This window comes from Paracoccus denitrificans (assembly GCF_900100045.1).
Lineage (GTDB): Bacteria > Pseudomonadota > Alphaproteobacteria > Rhodobacterales > Rhodobacteraceae > Paracoccus > Paracoccus denitrificans.
Map to the genome: position 1 here is coordinate 1 of NZ_FNEA01000026.1, position 17,180 is coordinate 17,180.

The following is a 17,180-nucleotide window of genomic DNA, read 5'->3' on the forward strand; positions in this document are numbered from 1 at the left end:
CGATCTGGGCCATGCAGACCAAGAGAGAAGACTATCGGGATCCCGGTCTCGCAGCCGCTTGAGCAAGCGCTCGGTCGCCGCGGGATCAGGAGAGGTGGGCATGTGAGGAGGTCGTGAACGTCAAGGGCAAATGATCGGACTGATCGGGACCAGGAAAAGCACCGAGGCTCCAAGAGCGAAAAGCTCGCTGAGTTGATTTGCGCCTGTTCCGCGTATCTCCATGACGGCCGGCGGCAACCACATCGCCGTATCGACAGGCCTGACACATGACCGCACCGATCACATGCCCGGCGGCACGAATTTGCCCTTGCATGAACCGGGGCATCCACACATGGAGCCTCCGGCAAACCCGGCGCGGTTCACTGTGCCGCCTTGCAACAGTGTGTCAGAAAAATACCCAGGGTCGGCCTCGCGGCAGCATAGTGCTACGCTCATGGCGATCAGCGCCGCAAACTGAAAAAGTCGCACCCCACTGCCGACCTTTGGATCGTGCGTGACGCTGCAGCACGGCTTCCCCACATCTGCCATTCGGTCCCCACTACAGCAATTTTGGCAAAAAAATCGTCATGTGGGACAGATCTCGACATTCTGCTAGTTTAAAAGTTTGTGAATACAGGGACTTGAGTGTTCGTCCAAGTTCCCCTGCCGCTATCTGTCGGGATGTGCGGAGCAACTTCGGCGACCGTACGGATGTGCAACACAGGCGCCGCTTGGTTCATATCCCAGATATGAAATACGTAGGCTTCGGCGGCCTGCACGGCCTTGTTCCACTCATTGCGTGTCACGATAAAGCGCAGAGGCGAAATCGTGGTGGATTTGACTTCGATCAGCCTATTCACGATTCCGGCGTTTCCGTGATCGTAAGAAAGGACATCGTAACCTGCAAAGTTATCATCGAATCCAGGCCATTCGGGTTCGAGATCGATGCCGACTTCTTTAAGGCGCTTGCGCTCATGTTCCAGCGAAAGGATTTCTGCAGCGCGTCCCTGCTCCATTTTTTCGTGATCTGTGAGCAGGCGTGCATAGCCTGAAACCGAATCCCACCAGGTAACAACATGCAGTGGCGTCGGGCTCTCCATCAGACCGGCAGCTGCGAAAATATCTTGGTCGTTGCGGTCAAGCCTTTTGACGAAGCGCTTGCGGCCTTGGCGCATGAGCTTTGCCCAAATCGGTTGGTGCTTTATCAAGACACCCTTGATGCAGGCCTGGTAGAAAAGATGGCCGTCGAGCGGGCAGTCCTTCTCGACGAGCCCGGACAGGTAGACAGATGCTTCCATATCCAGGCTGTGTGCGTCTGCTTCAACGCTTTCGATTAGCGCAAGCAGATCGGTGAGCGGAAGTTCTGGATGACTTGCCCGATACTTGCGGAACAGGCGAAGTCCTTCGAAGCACGGCAGCGAGAAGACACGTTCGGTAGAGATCGCCGCGGTCATTCGACCTCCGGCGGAACGTCCGGTGCTGTACCCTCCATCTCCGCGATGAGGTCGATTATATCCTTGAGCTCGACATCATAGTCGAGCGGATCGGCGGCCTCTTCTTCGTCAAAGGCGATCTCGTGGAGATCAGGATCGTCAAGGAGCTGCTGCATGTTGCGGATCTTCTCAACAAGGCGGCGACTGACCGACATGTCGATGCTGCCGATGACGGGCGGTGCCTTGGAGCGATAGATATGAATGTGGGTTTCTTCGTCGGGCGCTAAGCCGAGGCGATGAATGCGGTCGATGGACTGGAGGTAATGGGTCGATACGTAGCTGCGGTCGGCGTAGATGGCATTGTGGCAGACGGTGTGCAGGCTTATGCCCTCACCCGCTGCGGCTGGATTTGCCACGAGTACGAAGCATCCTGGGTCTTCGTGGAAGCGCCGAATCCGTCCCTCTCTAGTTTCAGGATCACTAGGCAGGCCTGACGGAACTCCGCCATGGATGTAGACGGGATTCAGGTCGGCAAGCGCCGAAACGAAGCTGTGGATCGTGTCGGTGAAGATCGTCCAGATCACGCACTTCTTGCCATCCCGCGCCAGTGCATAGGCATGATCCATGACAGCCCGCATCTTCGCGGAGTGGCCTTCGTCGAGCAACTGATCGACAATGGCCGAGTCTACCTTGACGTCATCATTGGCCATAGCGCTGAGCGCAAGGGTTGGATTGACGGAAAGCTGAAGCAGGCGCATGACCGAACGCCGTGCTTTCAGGAACTGCGCGTCACCCATGCCGCGCGATATCTGCTTCGAATAGTTGCGCAGGAATTCATTGCGCACGATGGAGTAAAGAGCGAGTTGCCCCGAATCCATGCCGACATCGATGAAGTGCCGCTCGGCAGGCGGAAGGCCTAACTCGGTCTTGGTCGTGCGGACGTAGAGGTTTCCGAGGACTTCACGCGGAGATTTCCCGTGCGAGATTTCTAGGCCGTAACCGTGTCCAGGCCACAGAAAATCAAGTTGCGACTCCATATCGGATGCCGCCTGCGGCATTGGTGTTCCTGTAAGGATATCGCGCCGTACAGGGTCATCTGCCGTTCGAAGAAAGAAAGCGCCGCGCTGAGATTGCCAGCCCGCCTTCATGCGGTGCGCCTCATCAAGTACAAGATGGGTCGGCGTGGTGGCGAAGTGCGAAGCCAGCAACCCTTGCTGACGGATTACCATGTCATAGGACATGATGAAGCGCGTCGCCCCCGACCGAAGCGTTTTGCGGGTTTCATCCTCAGAACCGACCAAGAGCGTGAAAGGTTCAGAGCCGCCGTCTGGGGCATCTTCAACCATGCACTCATCAACAATGTCCATCCAGGCCTGGAAGGCCGCCTTCGGCGCGACGACTATGAAGTGATGTCCAGGTTGCCGCGTCAACATATGCAGCGCGAATGTCACCGTGGTCTTCCCAGCGCCAGGAACGGAAAAATTTGCGCCGTTGCTGAGTGCAAGCAGATGAGAAAGGTCTCGAAGCTGGAAGTCGCGGAGCTCACGCTTGGTGAAGCCCATGTCCTTGAGCCGCGCTTCGATCTCATCCGTGGTGAGGACTTCGGTGATCTGACTGCGTAGCTCGCGCGTCTTGCGTATCTGCGCAGCGAACGCGCGCAACTTGCCTTCGGCCTCACCCTCGGGTCTGAAGCGGAAATTTAGGCTTATCTGGTTAGCCTTGCTGCCAAGCTCTCGCACCACGCCGAGAGTGTCTGGCCAAGACAGATTGATAGCGCCGCCCGCAACGGTGTGATCGAGCTTTTTCGTGCGGATCGCCAGCTTCAGGCGCGACCAGATGGGGGTTTCCAGCGCGTCGTCAGGCACTGTGAAAGTACCTGTGTGATCGGGATTATATCGAATGGCTACGGCTGTCGGAGTATCGCTCACGCAGGCTTACTCCTCCCCGTCATCATCGGCAGCAAGACCGACTTGGCGCGCTTGGATCGCGGCCTCGATCTTGTCGAGACCTTTGCGGATCGATCCAATTTGCTTGAGGATGGCTGGCAAAGTAGGCGTTCCTGCGGAACTTATGTCGATGCCCGTGATCTTGGAGTTGACCTGCGCCAGCGCCTTTAGCGCGGCTTCTTCGTTCTTCTGACCTTTGTCCAGCTCAATGGCGGTCTCGCAGGCTTCGATCAAAGTGGTGATCGCTTCGTCCCTCGTGTCTTCGTCCCGCAAAACCTCGATAATGGGCGTGTAGTCTTTGCTATCGCCGTCACTGTCGATATCGATGGCGAAGTCATCATCATCGACCTGATCGTCATCATCGTCGGCGGGCAGCTCAAGCTGATCTTCCATAATTTCCAGCACTTGGGGTGCCAGCTTGCCGAACGCCGCATTAAAGCGGTAGACACGCCCGCTAATCCTGTCGCGGTTCTCATAGAGACACCACGCAATCGCGCGGCTTGCGTTCTGAAGGTTCGCGTCCTTCTTGGCGATAGCTTTGGGGAGATCCCCAAATATCTGCTGCCCGTCCTGAAGCAGGTCGTATTCTCCCGGCTTCTTGACCCACTCGCTGAGGTACAAGTCTGCTTCATCGAGCGCTTGCAGGACGTTTTCGATGTCGGTCTTGCTGCGGCGAAGGCGGTCAGCGACCTCCTTCGTGGATCTGTTCTTCCCGACCTGGCGGCGGATCAGCCTTGCATCGCCGATCCAGTCATAGTCGAGCTTCGTTTGAGGCCGCGCTTGCAGATCGGCTTCGATATCGTCGATTTCGTCTCGCGTAACGTCTGGCGGTAAAACGGCACACTTGATGTTGGTGAAGCGATCATCAAGCGATCCATCCTTACGCTTCATGAGCTCGCGCATCGCGGCAAGTCGTCGGTTGCCGTTAACGACAACACCTGTGCTGGTGATGAGGATCGTCTCGCGTTGGCCGTCCTTTTCCAGAACCGAGATGATTGGGGTAACAGAGTCGGTGCCCTGCTTGGCGAGCCGCGCCAGGATTTCGTGCTGCGCCTGCTGAGCGGTGGTCAGCTCCTGACCCTTCTCGAAGAAGTCCTTGGCCAGGCCTTCACGGGCGATCTCCGTCTGCTGCGCGCTGAACGTGCGGCAGTTTTCCATGCGGTACACGGGAACGTCGATGGGCAAGGAAATCACCTTGGGCGTGAATTTGTCGCTGCGAAAATCAAAAATAGTTTCGCCGAATTCATCCGACGCCTCTCGCCTCTTGGCGATCATAGCCTCGCGCTCTGCTCGGGGTGTCAGATTGATTTTGTAGGTCACTGGCGTCCCCCTTCTTACTCGAACGCGACCACGAGGATGGGCACGGTGATTACACGGTCGAAGAGCTCAAGCTCTTTGATAACGCGCTCGGCGTTGGCGATATTATCGCCAATGATCTTTGCAGCTTCTCTTGTTGGCAGGGCTATGCCTGCGGCTTCGATCTTCTGGCTTTGAAATAGGTATTGGAGCTTCAGGAGATCGTAGGGCGCACGGCTCATGTTGCCCGTTTGAAGCTGGAACGCGAGATCGTCTTGCATGGCGAAGACGCTGAGGCCATGCGCCTGGTCGAGGTTGACGTTTAGCGCCCACCCTTCTTTCAGGAACTCGGTTTCGACATGCTTTCGAACATCGGGCGTGCATCGCGGCGCGATCTTGACTGCGGGCGCTTCAAAAACGTCCGTGAGCCATTCTTTCAGGTCACGCCGATCCCATTCGGCACCCGCGCTGTGGTGATCTTCGTAGGTATATGCGAGCTTCATGGACACTACTAAGCATTGGGGTCATAGACGGGTTTGTTCATCGGGCGGGTGCGGAGCGTACCTGCGCGCAGCTGGTGAATACGATCCCATGCAATATCGACATAGGCTTTATCGAGATCGCAGCCGTAGGCATGTCTTCCATGCTTCAACGCTGCAATCGCGGACGAACCAACGCCAAGATAAGGATCGAGGACGCTCTCGCCTTCGTTTGTCAAAGCCAACACCAATCTCTCCACCAGTCCGATGGGGAACTGGCAAGGATGATCGGTCTTTTCAACGTGGTTGGATTTGACATTGGGAATATCCCAAACATCGGAAGGGTTCTTTCCAAGAGGATTGCTGGAAAGCTCGCCCTTGTTCGGACCTTTGAAGTGCTTTTTGTTCGGATACTTCGAGGGGACGCGGACAGGATCTAGGTTGAACGTGTAGTCCTCAGATTTGGTGAACCATAGAATCGTTTCATGCCTACCCGAAAAGCGCTTCTGGCAGTGCAGCCCATGACCGAACGTCCAAACAATTCGATTGCGGAGTTGCAGGCCGTGGTGCTTAAAGAGCGGGTAGAGAAGGATGTCTAGCGGGAATATCTCGCCTGAGTCAACGTGGTTGCCAACCTGCCAGCAGATGGACCCGTTTGGCGCGAGCAGACGTACGGCTTCGGCAATGCACGCCGCCTGATCCTCAACATATTTTTCTTGCGATGTGCGCTTTTCATAAGACTTTCCAATGTTGTAGGGCGGTGACGTCACGATCAGGCTCATGGATTCGTCAGGCAAACGACGCATGAACTTGAGATTGTGCTCGCAAGCGATCTCGGCTTTCGCGTCTCGCTCCAAGCGATGAACCGTGGCACCATCGTCGTGGTCAGAGCGGAGAAGAGCCAAGGCTTGTTTCGGGGACATGTCTTTGTTCCGGTGATTCTTGAGGCCACAGGAAAGGTGCGGCATGACGACAAACAGGCGGTATCTCACACGATATCTGGTGTCAGACGATAAAGACAACCCCGCATCTTGCAGATACGCGACACCCGAGAGGTGTCTCTCGTACCATAGCTGAAAATCGTTGATAAAGGCCGAACAGCGCCAAACTGGTCTCGCTCGCGCGGTTGTCCGCTCGCCCTCCGATACGCCAGTGATAGCCTTGTTTTCGCTGCGGAGCGCATGAACGGCAGCTATCGACGATTTCTGGAAGCGCGATGCTGCCCCGCCGCGAGTCCGGTCTCCGCCCATAGCCTGCCCCCGCCCTGATGCAGACCACATCTAACATCTGCGCGCCTGTATCAGCGTCCCTCAGCATCTCGCACGATCTGAATGATATCATGAGGGTCTGCCCCTATCGCATCAGCGATCTCGATCAATTCCACAACCTCGATCCGCCGCTCACCATTCTCGTATTTCGCCACGAAAGACTGCGGCCGCTTCAGGCGCTCTGCCAGCTCGGTCTGCGTCAGCCCTGCATCCAGGCGAGCCTGCTTGAGGGCAGCCATCAAGGCCAGATGACCAGGGCTGCGCAGGGTTCGGCCCATCCTTGAACTCCAGATAAATCCGGAATTCGGATAGTGGCACTTGAGCGTTATCCCATTTTGGGTTATTCCGTGCCGGACGTGTTTGCATCTTTATTTTCAGGACCAACTGATGCCCCAACAATGTCCACATTGCATGACCGAGATTCACGCCGAGGCCTCAACCTGCCCCGCCTGCGGGGCGATCCGCGGGGTGTGGGGCCGCTCGGTCGAAAGCTGGCGCCAGGCATCGACCTTCATGCTCGGCGTGGCCGCATTCTTCGTTCTTGCCGGCATAGTCTTTGGTACCTGGGTTGCATCGGTCGATGACCGGACGACGGCATTCGACGGCTTGATCGCCTTCCTGTTCCTGTCGCCCTTCATGCTGTTCGCCGGCGGTGTCGGCCTGCTCCTGCGCTACGTGATCCCCCGCATGCAGGAGGGCTGGTACCGATGAGAGCCGCGAAGCGGAAACCGACCGTCGGCCCGAAGCGCACCTCGATCTGCCTCAGCGCCGAGGCGCACAAATCCCTGCGAATCGAGGCGCTGCGGCGCGACATCACCATGAGCCAGCTGATCGCGCGGGCGCTGGCGGACGCCGGCATCGACATTCCCCCAGAGGATCTGGAAGCATGAAACACCTGTTCACCGCCGCGCTGATCGCCCTTGCCAGCCCCGCCTTCGCCGCCGGCTGGTATTTCGAGGCCTCCGTCGAAGGCGGCGCCGAATACTGGACCTTCACCAACGAGACCGGCGATGTCAGCCCGCGCCGGGTGCGCGGCAACGAAATCTGGATCACCCGCACCGACCAGATGAACGAACTCGACGCCAACGGCACCTGCGACTTCAACAACTGCCGCGTCAGCGTGACGCTGGACGGCCGCAGCGCCGAAGCAGGTGATCGCGTCAGCATCCGGTTCTCGAATGGCGAGAAGCTGGATTTCGTGGCAGCCGGTGGCGACATCCTGCTGAGCAATTTCGACACGGCCGGCATGGGCGCGACCAACCTCTTCGTCCACAACGTGCGGCAGGCGGAATGGGTCGAGATCGGCTTCGGCGGCAAGCGCCACCGCTTCAGCCTCGCCGGATCGGCGGCGGCTCTGGACGCGATCCGGCCGTGGATGACGGGAGGCAAGCGGTGACCTCACACGGGACCATGCACGCAACCAACGGATATCGGCGTAAAGGGCCTGACTATCTGAACAGCCCGGACATGGTTGCGTTCACCATCGGTCGGGTCGTGATGGCCAAGATGACGACCGGCCGCCCCCTCAGCTGGAATACGCTGCGGGCGCGGCTGATGCGTATCGCTGAAGGAGATATCGTCGATCTGCCTGCCGGCGTGAATGCGGAGATGGCATTGGCGGCCCTGCGATATCTTCCAGAACCTCCGGGCGCTTCCCGTTGCAAGGGCTGAGGGCGGGAACCTGGTGCGCTGAACGGGGTTCCCGCCCAGGAATTGCTCAGGCGCGGCATGAGCCACCGCCCCAGCCTCAGCCTCGCCCAGATCAGCGGCAGCGCTGGATACGACCCAGCGACAGATGACAGGAGACAAGTGATGCCCCCGCAACCGTTCAAAGGCGAACTGCCCGCATCGATCTTCCAGCCGGATGAGGTCAAGGCACGCAACTGGTGGGCCGCGCTGACCGAGCCGGAACAGGAAGAGCGCATCTACGACCTGACCCAAGTGCTGGAATTCTACGGCATCGACCTGCCCGACAGCGATGAGCGCTGGATGATGGCCTGCTGGGAAAACGAATTCGCCTGACCCCGTCCCTACGGCCCGTCGTGATGCGAGCGGGCCGGGGTCAGGCTGCGCGCAAACCACATTCCGACCGCCCCCACGAGGCTGGGGCGGAATGGGGTTTGCGGCCGCCCATCGGGCGGCACTCCTTAACGCTGTCGCCGGTCAAGATACCCTACATCTCCATCGCGCTTTGACCGTGCTTGCGCTGCACTGTTGGTTGCCATGCACAAACCCGGAGGTATGTAGCGGGCCTCAGTTGGGCTCCTTGAAGTCAACTCGGCAGCGGATAGAAATAGCAGCCCTCAAAATAACCTTGCAAATCGGGAATTAAACTCCATAAATGCAAGGATGTTGATCGAGCGCCGTATCACCGCAACCGTGAAGTCCCTTCTGGACGACAGTCCCGCCGTTGCCCTGCTGGGGCCGCGCCAGGTAGGCAAGACCACGCTGGCCCAGGAGCTGGGGGATGCGCGCCCCTCGCTCTATCTCGATCTCGAATCCAGCGCCGACCGGGCCAGGCTCTCGGACCCCGAACTCTACCTTTTGGCGCATGAGGACAAGCTGGTCATCCTTGACGAGGTCCAGCGGGTGCCGGACCTGTTCCAGAACCTGCGCGGCCTGATCGACCGGGGGCGGCGCAAGGGGCTGAGGGCGGGCCGGTTCCTGCTGCTCGGCTCCGCTTCCATCGACCTGCTGCGGCAATCCGGCGAGACGCTGGCGGGCCGGATCGCCTATGCCGAACTCGCCCCCCTCGATGCGCTGGAGGTTCCCGCTGCCGATCTGGACCGGCTCTGGCTGCGCGGCGGCTTTCCCGACAGCTTCCTCGCCAAGGGCGATCAGGCCAGCCTGCGCTGGCGGCGCGACTTCATCCGCACCTATCTGGAGCGCGACATTCCCGCACTCGGCCCCCGCATCGCGGCCGAGACGCTGCGGCGCTTCTGGACCATGCTGGCGCATCGGCAATCCGGCCTGTCGAACGCCGCCGAACTTGCCCGCGCGCTTGGGGTCGATGCCAAGACCGTCGCCTCCTATCTCGATCTGCTGGTCGATCTGATGCTGGTGCGCCGCCTGGAGCCCTGGCATGCGAATATCGGCAAGCGGCTGGTCAAGTCCCCGCGCATCTATGTGCGCGACACTGGCATCCTGCACGCGCTTCTGGGGCTGACGACGCTGGATGACGTTCTTGGCCACCCCGTTGCGGGGGCGAGCTGGGAGGGGCTGATCATCGAGACCGCCCATGCCCTGATGCCGGAAGGGACGCAGGCGCAGTTCTACCGCAGCGGTGCGGGGGCCGAGGTCGATCTGGTGCTCACCCTGCCGGGCGGCGCGGTCTGGGCCGTCGAGGTCAAGCGCAACCTTGCGCCCAAGGTCGAGCGCGGCTTCCACTCGGCCTGCGAAGACCTGAAGCCAGAGCGGCGGATCGTGGTCTATCCGGGGGATGAGGCTTTCCCGCTGCCGAACGGCATCGAGGTCATGTCGCTGCACCAGTTCGGGCGGGATCTGCTGGCGCTTCATCCGTAAGCAATGCGGGTGCCCAAAGGGCGGCGTCGGGGATCGATCTTCTTCATGGGCGGAGAAAGCTGGGAACCGGGGCGCAGCGCCTGGTCCGACATTTTGCGGGTGGTAGGTCAGTACCGGGCCCCGCAAAATAATAGTCGGTCACTAATATTTGGCGAAATCGCGAAAAGTAGCCCACTTCGGGCCATGGTCTACAGCCGGCGCAGGACAGCTTTGCACCACCCGGATCAGGTAAGATCCAGCACCTCGAAACTATCGGGTTGGCGCGAGAGGATGCGCCCATAGCCCAGAAACCCCATCGAATCGGCACTGACATTCCCGCATGCGCAACTGGCCACGCCGATCCTTGCCTTTGCGGGCGCGGGACAGTCGCGATGCCAGCTTTCCGCCACATCGCCACAAAGCAGACATTTCACCCTGAAGGGGCCGGGAACCATGTCCGGCTCCCCGGACAGATCGTCCATGAAGGCCTTTTCATCGGCCATGCGCCGGAAACCATCAGCCCTGACCTGCGCCTGAAGCGCTGCAATCGGCCCGCCGGAACCCGGCACCGGTTCGCTCGCGGCCAAGCTGTCGTAAAGCCCGCGCTCTTCCGGCCCCATCGCGCCCAGATCGGCGGCCGTCGCCAGTGCGTAGAGTCGGCGGCAGGCGCGGACGTCAAGCCGCGTAGCCGTGGTTCTGCCGGCCGCGAGCCGCGCCAAGACCGGATAATCGCTGAGCAGATAAGTCATCATCAAGCTCTCCACGCCCAAGGGGCGCATATGCCAACATTGCAATTTTACCCTTCGAGCATCGTGCCATCGCACAGACCCATGCTGGTCACAAATGCCGCTCGACGTCCTGTGCACCGTGCAGGATGCGGACGATTTCCAGCGTATCGCCCAGATCCCGGAAAAAGATGATATGCGACCCGCTCAGGCACTTCAGATAGCCGGGCCGAACGTCAACTTTCCTGCCGCGCCTTTCGCCCGAAGCCAGCGCGTGGCAGGTGTCGCGCAGCTCCTCCGCATACCGCCGGGCTTGCGCCAGACCCCATTCGCCTTCCGTATAATCCCAGATATCCTCCAGATCGACCGTTGCCGCGACGGTGAAGGCCAATGCCTTCACGCATTGCGACCGGCCATCTTGCGGGCAATGAACTGATCGAGGTCGAAGCCCTCCGCCCGGCCGGAGTCCTCTCCCGCGATCAGGGCGTCCTGGAGGGCCTTTACCTTGGCCTCGTGCTCCTCCAGAAGCCGCAGCCCCGCCCGCACCACGTCGCTGGCCGAGCCATAGCGGCCGCCCTTCACCTGCGCGTCGATGAAGCTGACGAAGTGATCGCCGAGCGAAACCGAAGTGTTGCGGGACATGCGGGCCTCCTGTGCGTCGATACCGGAAATTACCAAGAAATCGTATCAGCCGCAATTGCCGGCTCTCCGTCGCCGGATGTGCATATTGGCACAAGCGCATGCTGTCATATGCCCCTCTGCGATGAAGCGTTTGGTCGAGAGCCGCGCGAATTCGTCAGCGCCTGCACCGCCCGCGCCTGATCCAGCCGCGTCTTTGCCTCGCCGGTGAAGGATTGCCATACTGGCGAGGCCTCGATGACCCCGGCCAGGGTCGAGGCTGTGTAGGTCGTGCCGAACGCCTGCTTCGCCCCATGGGCTACATAGGCCACGGTTTCCGGCCATTTCAGCCAGCGCGGACTGGCATCGGCGAGGCGATTGACCCAACCCGCAACCCCGCGCAGGAAGCCGGACAGACCGCCGAGCAACCCCGGACCTCCCCGTGGCTGGCGCAGGGCTTCCAGCCCGTCGCTGAGAACCGGCGCCAGCGCGTTGTGCATTTCGCGGTTGCGATCTGCATCGTGATGCGTCCAGGCGCCCATCTCCCCCGGCGTTTCCAGCCGCTCCAGCAGCACCGGGTCGGGATCGATCTGCCGGATGGCGGCGATCAGCCCACCGGCAGCGATGGCATGGACCGTCTCGGCCTCCCGAATCCGTCTGGCGACCGTGTCCTGCATGACCAGGTCGCGGCGGCGCTCTTCCTCGTCGGCAAGGCGACGGGCCTCTTCGGCGCGCAAGATGGCAATCTCGGCGTCCTTCTGCGCCTTCAGCCGCTCCTGCTCGGCCTTCCACGCCCCGCGGTCCAGACGGCGGCGGCGCGGCCCCGTCCGGGCCTGCCCATGCTTCGCTCCGACCTCGGCATGATAGCGGTCCTGCCAGCCGCGCATCGCCTGCTTGTAGCTGCGAGACGGCGAGCCGGACCAGCCGTGATCCTTGTGCCGGTCCTGCTCGCGGTGACCCTCATGACAGCGCTTGGCGTCCATGCGCATATTGCCCTCTGCACATATGGGCACCGCCAGCACATGCACATGCGGGTGGGCTTCATCGAGATGCTCGACGATGCTCAGCACCTCGGCCGCGTTGCGCGCTGCATCGTCCTTAGCGAAGGCGATCACGTCCTTGCGCCAGCGCAGGTAATCGGCCTCGTTCATGTCCTCGACCGGATCCGGAAAGCTGAAGACGCTGGCGATCAGCACATGCGTGTCGCTGCGGATGCCCCGCGCGGCGTCCTTGCGATCCGGCTGCTCCTTGCGCAGTTGACGCAGTAGCTTGTTCTGTTCAGCAATACGCTGCTCGATCAGCGCGACCACCTCCGAGGGCTGGATGCCTTCGAGGATAGTGGGCGGCTGCGGGTTCTCGACATGCGGGCAGGCCCCGTCAAGCCGCTCCGCCTCGTCTGCGATCTCTCGGACCGACCGGCTCTTGCTGTTGCCCTTGCGCGAATAGGTCTGCTTGTGCGCGAAGATGGATTTCCCGAAGCGGTCAGACATAACGCAAGCCCTCGTTGAAGCCTGCAGCGCACACTTCGCTGCGGGAAACCAGCTCCAGGTCCAGCGCCATGCGGACCTGCCCGACGCTCAGGGTTCGGCACAGGGGATGACGGGATTTGATCCAGTCGGCAGTTTTGGCCGCATGCGCCGGGGTCGGTTCCTCAGGCGATTCCGGCTCGTCTTCGATATAATCGCGCCAGCGGCCCGTCCTGAACCAGTTATCCGAGAAACAGACCTTTGAGCGCGTATAGCCTGCGGTCTCCAGCGCATAGCGCTTTACAGCCGAGAGAAGCTTTTCATGCCCGACCTCCTGCATGGCAGCTTCGACGTGATGCAGGCAGGTCGCTTCGTCGCGACATCGGTCGATTGGATAGGCCTTCAATATCTCCAGAGATTCCGCCGCCGCCTCGCGTGCACGCGCACGCGAAGGTGGTTTATGGATGGTTTCAGGATGGTTTGGGGTCCGCTGTGGACGGGGTACCGGGTCCGCAGCGGACCCCGTTCCGGGTTCACGGTAGACCCCGTCCTCTGTGGACCCCGTCTCATCATCGGGTTCGGCAATGCCCTCCAGCGTGCGGACGGCGGCAAGGGAAATGCGATAGACGACGGTAAAACCGTTCTTGCAGGCACGGCGGCCGGTCTCGATCAGGATGCCTTCGTTCAGGAACTCGTTGATCGTGCGCTTGACGGTGGTTTCGCCAAGCTCGGTGTGCCGCTGGATCGTTCCCTTGGAACACCAGATGCCAGACCCGTCATCGCTGGCCTTGTCGGCCAGAAACATGATGATCTGCTTTCGGACCGGACTGCCGAAGCGCCGCCCGGCGCAAAGATTCGCAACCTTCCAGCTCATGCCGCACCTCCCCATGGGGTTGCGCGGCGAGGCGCTGTGACATAATCTTTGGGCAGAAGACCTTTGACAGTGCCGTCGGATGGAGTGCCAGCTCCTCCGACGGTTTTCTTTTGCGCAGAGGTCAAGCCGCAAAACTGCGGGACACCTGCGTCATAACCTATTGATTTGCATGCTGCCGCATTGCACGAATGCGGGACACCACTTCGTTGATTTCGTTCAGTTTTCAGAAGAAGTGGTGGGCGACCCTGGAATCGAACCAGGCATGGGTCTCCCCGGCGGAGTTACAGTCCGCTGCCGCACCTTGCAGCACGTCGCCCGCCGAACGCTCTCGGCGTGAAGCGGTGATTATCCCGCCCGGCAGGGGGCGTCAAGCAGGGATCAGCGGAAAAGTCGCACTTCATTGCAGCCCCTGCCGCACCGTCGCGACGGTTGCATTCGGCGGCATTTTCTGCGCAGTCGGAGGGGCAACCGGGAATGCGACATGGCCGAGAAACCACAGAAATCCAAGAAACCCACCTGGGTCATCGACAAGGAGCGCGCGCGCCGCGCCGCCGCGGCCGAAACCGTCTGGCTCTTCGGCCTGCATGCGGTGCGCGACGCCCTGGCCAATCCCAGGCGCGAAAAGCTGCGGCTGGTGGTCACGCGGAACGCGCTGGACCGGCTCGGCCCACTGCCGCCGGACCTGGCGCATGAAATCGTGGACGCCCGCACCTTCGACCGCGCGGTGCCGCTGCCCGCCGAAAGCGTGCATCAAGGCGCCGCGCTGGAGGTCAGGCCGCTGAAATGGGGCAGCCTGGTCGATCTGGCGCTGTCCGGGCCGGGCCGCCCGCTGCTGGTGGCGCTGGACCGGGTGACCGACCCGCATAATGTCGGTGCCATCCTGCGTTCGGCCGAAGTCTTTGGCGCGCGGGCGGTCATCGCGCCGGCGCGGCATTCCGCGCCCGAGACCGGCGCACTGGCCAAGACCGCCTCGGGCGCGTTGGAACGCCAGCCCTATCTGCGGGTCACCAACCTGGCCGATACGCTGATCGAACTGCAATCCATGGGTTATACCGTGCTGGGCCTCGACGGCACCGGGGACGAGCTCTTGCCCGAGGCGCTGCGCGACCTGTCGGGCCGGGCGATCTGCCTGGTGCTCGGCGCCGAGGGGCCGGGCCTGCGCGAACGCACGCGCGAGACCTGCGACCGCATCCTGCGCATTCCCTTTGCTGCGGATTTCGGCTCGCTCAACGTCTCGAACGCGGCCGCAGTAGCGCTTTACGCCGCTTCACAGATCTGAGCCGAGGCTTCACATCGGCGCTAGAAACCGCCCGTCCCGGTTGAGAATCCTCGGCCGATTTGCCAGATCGGTAACACAGCTCCCTCATCCGCGCACCGCCATGATTCGACCGATTCTCGCCAGCATGATCCTTGCCCTGCCCTTTGGCGGGGCAATGGCGCAGGATTGGGCACTGGATGGCATGGACCCCGTCTCTTACGGGACCGAGCACGCCGCCGTGCCCGGGCGTACCGATCTGGTCACGGTGTGGCGCGGACAGGCCTGGCATTTCGCCAGCGAGCAGAACCGCAATCTTTTCGAGGCCAATCCACGGGCCTACGCCCCCGGCCTGGGCGGGCTTTGCGTCCTCGCCCTGTCCGAAGGCCGCTCGGAGCCCGGAAATCCGCGCTATTTCGTGGTGATCGGCCAGCGCACGTATTTTGTGCGCTCGGAACAGGCGCGTGAGCGACTTCTTGCCGATCCGCAGCGCATTCTGATGCGCGCCAAGGCCGCCTGGACCCGGATGAACCCCTGAATTTCACTTTTTTGCGATCAAGGTGGAACTTTTTGGCCACGGTTCCCATTTATTTACCGAACATGGCCACGGAACGGTCATGTTCAGATCACTGTCCCTCGTTCCGCGACTTGCGCCCGGCCAGACCTCTGGACCGGGCGCTTTTTCCATGCCACTTTCGGTTGAGATCTGGGGGAGGATCACATGAACCTGGCAGTACTTCGCGATATCGGCTCCTCGCCGGTCGATGATGACATTGCGCGCATCGCCCGGACGACGCGCTGCATCGCCATCGTCGGCCTGTCGCCGAACGAGGCTCGACCATCCTGGGGCGTCGCCCGCTACCTGAAATCCCAGGGCTACCGCATCATCCCGGTCAATCCGGGCCATGCGGGCGGCACCATCCTGGACGAACGGGTCTATCCCGACCTGCGTGCGCTTCCGCCCGATGCGGCGGTGGACATGGTGGACATCTTTCGCCGGGCCGAGGCCGTGCCCGCCATCGTCGAGCAGGCCATGGGGCACCTGCCCCGGCTGGGCACGATCTGGATGCAGCTTGGCATCCGCCATGCCCATGCGGCCAGCCGTGCCCGCGCGCGCGGCCTGACGGTGATCGAGGATCGTTGCCCGAAGATCGAGTTCCCGCGCTTTCTTTGAGCTGCGAAAGCCGCATGAAAAAGGCCCCGGTTCCATTCGGACCGGGGCCTTTTTGCGGCAAGGGCGATCAGACGCCCGAATAGAGCCCTTCGTAGATCGGACCCAGCGTGTCCACCTCGAACAGCGAGCTGACCGAAGTGCCGTTCCAGATGTTCAGGATCGCCTGCGCAAACATCGGCGCGGTCGGCACGATGCGGATGTTCGAGGCCGATTTCACCTTTTCGGTCGGCTCGATGGAATCGGTGATGACCAGCGATTTCATCACCGAGCCCTGCACCCGCTCGACCGCCGGGCCGGACAGGACGCCATGGGTGATATAGGCGTGAACCTCGGTCGCGCCGTGCTCGGTCAGGACCTGCGCCGCCTTGCACAGCGTGCCGGCCGTGTCGCAGATGTCGTCGACGATGATGCAGGTCTTGCCGGTCACGTCGCCGATCACGGTCATCTCGGCCACCTCGCCCGGCTTCTCGCGGCGCTTGTCCACGATGGCCAGCGGTGCGCCGATGCGCTGCGCCAGTTCGCGCGCCCGCGCCACGCCGCCCACGTCGGGCGAGATCACCATCAGGTCCGAGAGCCGCTCGCGGAAATGATGCTTGATGTCCAGCGCAAAGACCGGCGCGGCATAGAGGTTGTCCACCGGAATGTCGAAAAAGCCCTGGATCTGCGCGGCATGCAGGTCCAGCGTCAGCACGCGGTCCACGCCCGCCTCGGTCAACAGGTTCGCCACCAGCTTGGCGCTGATCGGCGTGCGGGCCTTGGCGCGGCGGTCCTGCCGGGCATAGCCGAAATAGGGGATCACCGCCGTGATGCGCGCCGCCGACGAGCGCTTCAGCGCATCCGTCATGATCAGCAGTTCCATCAGGTTGTCATTGGCCGGGTTCGAGGTCGGCTGGATGATGAACATGTCCTCGCCGCGGACGTTCTCATAGACTTCGACGAAGATTTCCTGATCGTTGAAGCGCTCGACCCGCGCCTCGATGGGGGCGACGTTCATCCCGCGATGCATCGACATGCGCCGGGCGATGGCATTGGCCAGAGGCCGGTTCGCATTCCCCGCGATAAGCTTCGGTTCGGTCATGGCCGGCATGGGCTTTCCCTGTCTGGATTCGTGCGATTGCACCCCGCTTAGCACCGGGCTAGCTTGCCCGCAAACCCCGGAGGCACAC

21 protein-coding genes and 1 tRNA gene are annotated in these 17,180 nt (G+C 61.5%); 9 read left to right on the top strand and 13 right to left on the bottom strand.

Translation table 11 applies throughout. From position 1 onward, the window contains the following. Positions 1 to 596 precede the first annotated feature (596 nt). From BLT64_RS19510 to BLT64_RS19535, 6 genes are all read right to left on the bottom strand, one after another. Complete coding sequence (locus tag BLT64_RS19510) at positions 597 to 1,433, bottom strand: protein NO VEIN domain-containing protein (RefSeq protein WP_074810602.1); 837 nt, start codon at positions 1,431 to 1,433, stop codon at positions 597 to 599. Then, positions 1,430 to 3,277 (bottom strand): SNF2-related protein, encoded by a 1,848-nt coding sequence (locus BLT64_RS19515; RefSeq protein ID WP_217633921.1) that lies wholly within the window; start codon positions 3,275 to 3,277, stop codon positions 1,430 to 1,432. The genes BLT64_RS19510 and BLT64_RS19515 overlap by 4 nt, the downstream gene beginning before the upstream one ends. A gap of 69 nt (positions 3,278 to 3,346) precedes the next feature. Further along, the gene (locus BLT64_RS19520; protein ID WP_011750074.1) at positions 3,347 to 4,678 is read right to left on the bottom strand and encodes a hypothetical protein; all 1,332 of its coding nucleotides are present in this window, start codon (positions 4,676 to 4,678) and stop codon (positions 3,347 to 3,349) included. 14 nt (positions 4,679 to 4,692) lie between these two features. After that, positions 4,693 to 5,157: a BglII/BstYI family type II restriction endonuclease gene (locus BLT64_RS19525; protein WP_041530418.1), complete on the bottom strand. Its 465-nt coding sequence runs from the start codon at positions 5,155 to 5,157 to the stop codon at positions 4,693 to 4,695. 8 nt (positions 5,158 to 5,165) lie between these two features. Beyond that, positions 5,166 to 6,056, bottom strand: a complete 891-nt coding sequence (locus tag BLT64_RS19530; RefSeq protein ID WP_049792407.1) for a DNA-methyltransferase — start codon at positions 6,054 to 6,056, stop codon at positions 5,166 to 5,168. A gap of 377 nt (positions 6,057 to 6,433) precedes the next feature. Then, positions 6,434 to 6,679, bottom strand: a complete 246-nt coding sequence (locus BLT64_RS19535) for a helix-turn-helix domain-containing protein (RefSeq protein ID WP_011750071.1) — start codon at positions 6,677 to 6,679, stop codon at positions 6,434 to 6,436. Positions 6,680 to 6,812: 133 nt separating this feature from the next. Here BLT64_RS19535 and BLT64_RS19540 point away from each other — a divergent pair, with 133 nt between their 5' ends. From BLT64_RS19540 to BLT64_RS19565, 6 genes are all read left to right on the top strand, one after another. Then, entirely contained in the window at positions 6,813 to 7,112 is a 300-nt protein-coding gene (locus BLT64_RS19540; RefSeq protein WP_232290539.1) for a zinc ribbon domain-containing protein, read from the top strand. Continuing rightward, positions 7,109 to 7,291: a hypothetical protein gene (locus BLT64_RS19545; protein ID WP_028717528.1), complete on the top strand. Its 183-nt coding sequence runs from the start codon at positions 7,109 to 7,111 to the stop codon at positions 7,289 to 7,291. The genes BLT64_RS19540 and BLT64_RS19545 overlap by 4 nt, the downstream gene beginning before the upstream one ends. Then, a complete protein-coding gene (locus BLT64_RS19550; protein ID WP_011750069.1) occupies positions 7,288 to 7,797 on the top strand; it encodes a DUF1176 domain-containing protein in 510 nt (169 codons plus the stop codon). Before BLT64_RS19545 ends, BLT64_RS19550 begins: the two co-directional genes overlap by 4 nt. 14 nt (positions 7,798 to 7,811) lie before the next feature. Continuing rightward, positions 7,812 to 8,072 carry a hypothetical protein gene (locus tag BLT64_RS19555; protein WP_221246477.1) on the top strand — a complete coding sequence of 87 codons (261 nt, stop codon included), beginning with the start codon at positions 7,812 to 7,814 and terminating at the stop codon, positions 8,070 to 8,072. Positions 8,073 to 8,213: 141 nt separating this feature from the next. Then, the gene (locus BLT64_RS19560) at positions 8,214 to 8,423 is read left to right on the top strand and encodes a hypothetical protein (RefSeq protein WP_011748680.1); all 210 of its coding nucleotides are present in this window, start codon (positions 8,214 to 8,216) and stop codon (positions 8,421 to 8,423) included. Positions 8,424 to 8,750: 327 nt separating this feature from the next. Further along, a complete protein-coding gene (locus BLT64_RS19565) occupies positions 8,751 to 9,923 on the top strand; it encodes an ATP-binding protein (protein ID WP_011750067.1) in 1,173 nt (390 codons plus the stop codon). Positions 9,924 to 10,147: 224 nt separating this feature from the next. Here the strand turns inward: BLT64_RS19565 and BLT64_RS19570 are convergent, their stop codons facing one another. The 6 genes from BLT64_RS19570 to BLT64_RS19595 all read right to left on the bottom strand — a co-directional run bounded on the left by BLT64_RS19570 (position 10,148) and on the right by BLT64_RS19595 (position 13,902). Continuing rightward, a complete protein-coding gene (locus BLT64_RS19570; protein WP_041530416.1) occupies positions 10,148 to 10,681 on the bottom strand; it encodes a hypothetical protein in 534 nt (177 codons plus the stop codon). 58 nt (positions 10,682 to 10,739) lie between these two features. Continuing rightward, positions 10,740 to 11,027: a type II toxin-antitoxin system RelE/ParE family toxin gene (locus BLT64_RS19575; protein ID WP_011750065.1), complete on the bottom strand. Its 288-nt coding sequence runs from the start codon at positions 11,025 to 11,027 to the stop codon at positions 10,740 to 10,742. Beyond that, a complete protein-coding gene (locus tag BLT64_RS19580) occupies positions 11,024 to 11,269 on the bottom strand; it encodes a type II toxin-antitoxin system ParD family antitoxin (RefSeq protein ID WP_010396097.1) in 246 nt (81 codons plus the stop codon). The genes BLT64_RS19575 and BLT64_RS19580 overlap by 4 nt, the downstream gene beginning before the upstream one ends. 104 nt (positions 11,270 to 11,373) lie before the next feature. Beyond that, positions 11,374 to 12,735: a plasmid recombination protein gene (locus BLT64_RS19585; protein ID WP_011750064.1), complete on the bottom strand. Its 1,362-nt coding sequence runs from the start codon at positions 12,733 to 12,735 to the stop codon at positions 11,374 to 11,376. Beyond that, positions 12,728 to 13,585: a hypothetical protein gene (locus BLT64_RS19590; protein WP_011750063.1), complete on the bottom strand. Its 858-nt coding sequence runs from the start codon at positions 13,583 to 13,585 to the stop codon at positions 12,728 to 12,730. Before BLT64_RS19590 ends, BLT64_RS19585 begins: the two co-directional genes overlap by 8 nt. A gap of 233 nt (positions 13,586 to 13,818) precedes the next feature. Continuing rightward, positions 13,819 to 13,902, bottom strand: a tRNA-Tyr gene (locus BLT64_RS19595). Between the two features lie 164 nt (positions 13,903 to 14,066). Between BLT64_RS19595 and rlmB the strand changes: the two genes are divergently transcribed. The 3 genes from rlmB to BLT64_RS19610 all read left to right on the top strand — a co-directional run bounded on the left by rlmB (position 14,067) and on the right by BLT64_RS19610 (position 16,014). After that, positions 14,067 to 14,864, top strand: a complete 798-nt coding sequence (gene rlmB / locus BLT64_RS19600) for a 23S rRNA (guanosine(2251)-2'-O)-methyltransferase RlmB (protein ID WP_011750061.1) — start codon at positions 14,067 to 14,069, stop codon at positions 14,862 to 14,864. A 124-nt stretch (positions 14,865 to 14,988) separates the two neighbouring features. Then, on the top strand, positions 14,989 to 15,378 hold the full coding sequence (locus tag BLT64_RS19605; protein ID WP_231000582.1) for a YHS domain-containing (seleno)protein: 390 nt from the start codon (positions 14,989 to 14,991) through the stop codon (positions 15,376 to 15,378). Positions 15,379 to 15,561: 183 nt separating this feature from the next. Then, positions 15,562 to 16,014, top strand: a complete 453-nt coding sequence (locus BLT64_RS19610) for a CoA-binding protein (RefSeq protein ID WP_011750059.1) — start codon at positions 15,562 to 15,564, stop codon at positions 16,012 to 16,014. A 67-nt stretch (positions 16,015 to 16,081) separates the two neighbouring features. On the opposite strand, the gene BLT64_RS19615 is transcribed toward BLT64_RS19610, so the two are convergent. Continuing rightward, on the bottom strand, positions 16,082 to 17,101 hold the full coding sequence (locus tag BLT64_RS19615) for a ribose-phosphate pyrophosphokinase (RefSeq protein ID WP_011750058.1): 1,020 nt from the start codon (positions 17,099 to 17,101) through the stop codon (positions 16,082 to 16,084). Positions 17,102 to 17,180: the final 79 nt, after the last annotated feature.

Bases quoted from the DNA above. Each gene is read 5' to 3' on its own strand.
- BLT64_RS19510 (WP_074810602.1), bottom strand. From the start codon at position 1,433: ATGACCGCGGCGATCTCTACCGAACGTGTCTTCTCGCTGCCGTGCTTC.
- BLT64_RS19525 (WP_041530418.1), bottom strand. From the start codon at position 5,157: ATGAAGCTCGCATATACCTACGAAGATCACCACAGCGCGGGTGCCGAA.
- BLT64_RS19530 (WP_049792407.1), bottom strand. From the start codon at position 6,056: ATGTCCCCGAAACAAGCCTTGGCTCTTCTCCGCTCTGACCACGACGAT.
- BLT64_RS19535 (WP_011750071.1), bottom strand. From the start codon at position 6,679: ATGGGCCGAACCCTGCGCAGCCCTGGTCATCTGGCCTTGATGGCTGCC.
- BLT64_RS19540 (WP_232290539.1), top strand. From the start codon at position 6,813: ATGACCGAGATTCACGCCGAGGCCTCAACCTGCCCCGCCTGCGGGGCG.
- BLT64_RS19545 (WP_028717528.1), top strand. From the start codon at position 7,109: ATGAGAGCCGCGAAGCGGAAACCGACCGTCGGCCCGAAGCGCACCTCG.
- BLT64_RS19550 (WP_011750069.1), top strand. From the start codon at position 7,288: ATGAAACACCTGTTCACCGCCGCGCTGATCGCCCTTGCCAGCCCCGCC.
- BLT64_RS19555 (WP_221246477.1), top strand. From the start codon at position 7,812: ATGCACGCAACCAACGGATATCGGCGTAAAGGGCCTGACTATCTGAAC.
- BLT64_RS19560 (WP_011748680.1), top strand. From the start codon at position 8,214: ATGCCCCCGCAACCGTTCAAAGGCGAACTGCCCGCATCGATCTTCCAG.
- BLT64_RS19565 (WP_011750067.1), top strand. From the start codon at position 8,751: ATGTTGATCGAGCGCCGTATCACCGCAACCGTGAAGTCCCTTCTGGAC.
- BLT64_RS19570 (WP_041530416.1), bottom strand. From the start codon at position 10,681: ATGCGCCCCTTGGGCGTGGAGAGCTTGATGATGACTTATCTGCTCAGC.
- BLT64_RS19580 (WP_010396097.1), bottom strand. From the start codon at position 11,269: ATGTCCCGCAACACTTCGGTTTCGCTCGGCGATCACTTCGTCAGCTTC.
- BLT64_RS19585 (WP_011750064.1), bottom strand. From the start codon at position 12,735: ATGTCTGACCGCTTCGGGAAATCCATCTTCGCGCACAAGCAGACCTAT.
- BLT64_RS19590 (WP_011750063.1), bottom strand. From the start codon at position 13,585: ATGAGCTGGAAGGTTGCGAATCTTTGCGCCGGGCGGCGCTTCGGCAGT.
- rlmB (WP_011750061.1), top strand. From the start codon at position 14,067: ATGGCCGAGAAACCACAGAAATCCAAGAAACCCACCTGGGTCATCGAC.
- BLT64_RS19605 (WP_231000582.1), top strand. From the start codon at position 14,989: ATGATCCTTGCCCTGCCCTTTGGCGGGGCAATGGCGCAGGATTGGGCA.
- BLT64_RS19610 (WP_011750059.1), top strand. From the start codon at position 15,562: ATGAACCTGGCAGTACTTCGCGATATCGGCTCCTCGCCGGTCGATGAT.
- BLT64_RS19615 (WP_011750058.1), bottom strand. From the start codon at position 17,101: ATGCCGGCCATGACCGAACCGAAGCTTATCGCGGGGAATGCGAACCGG.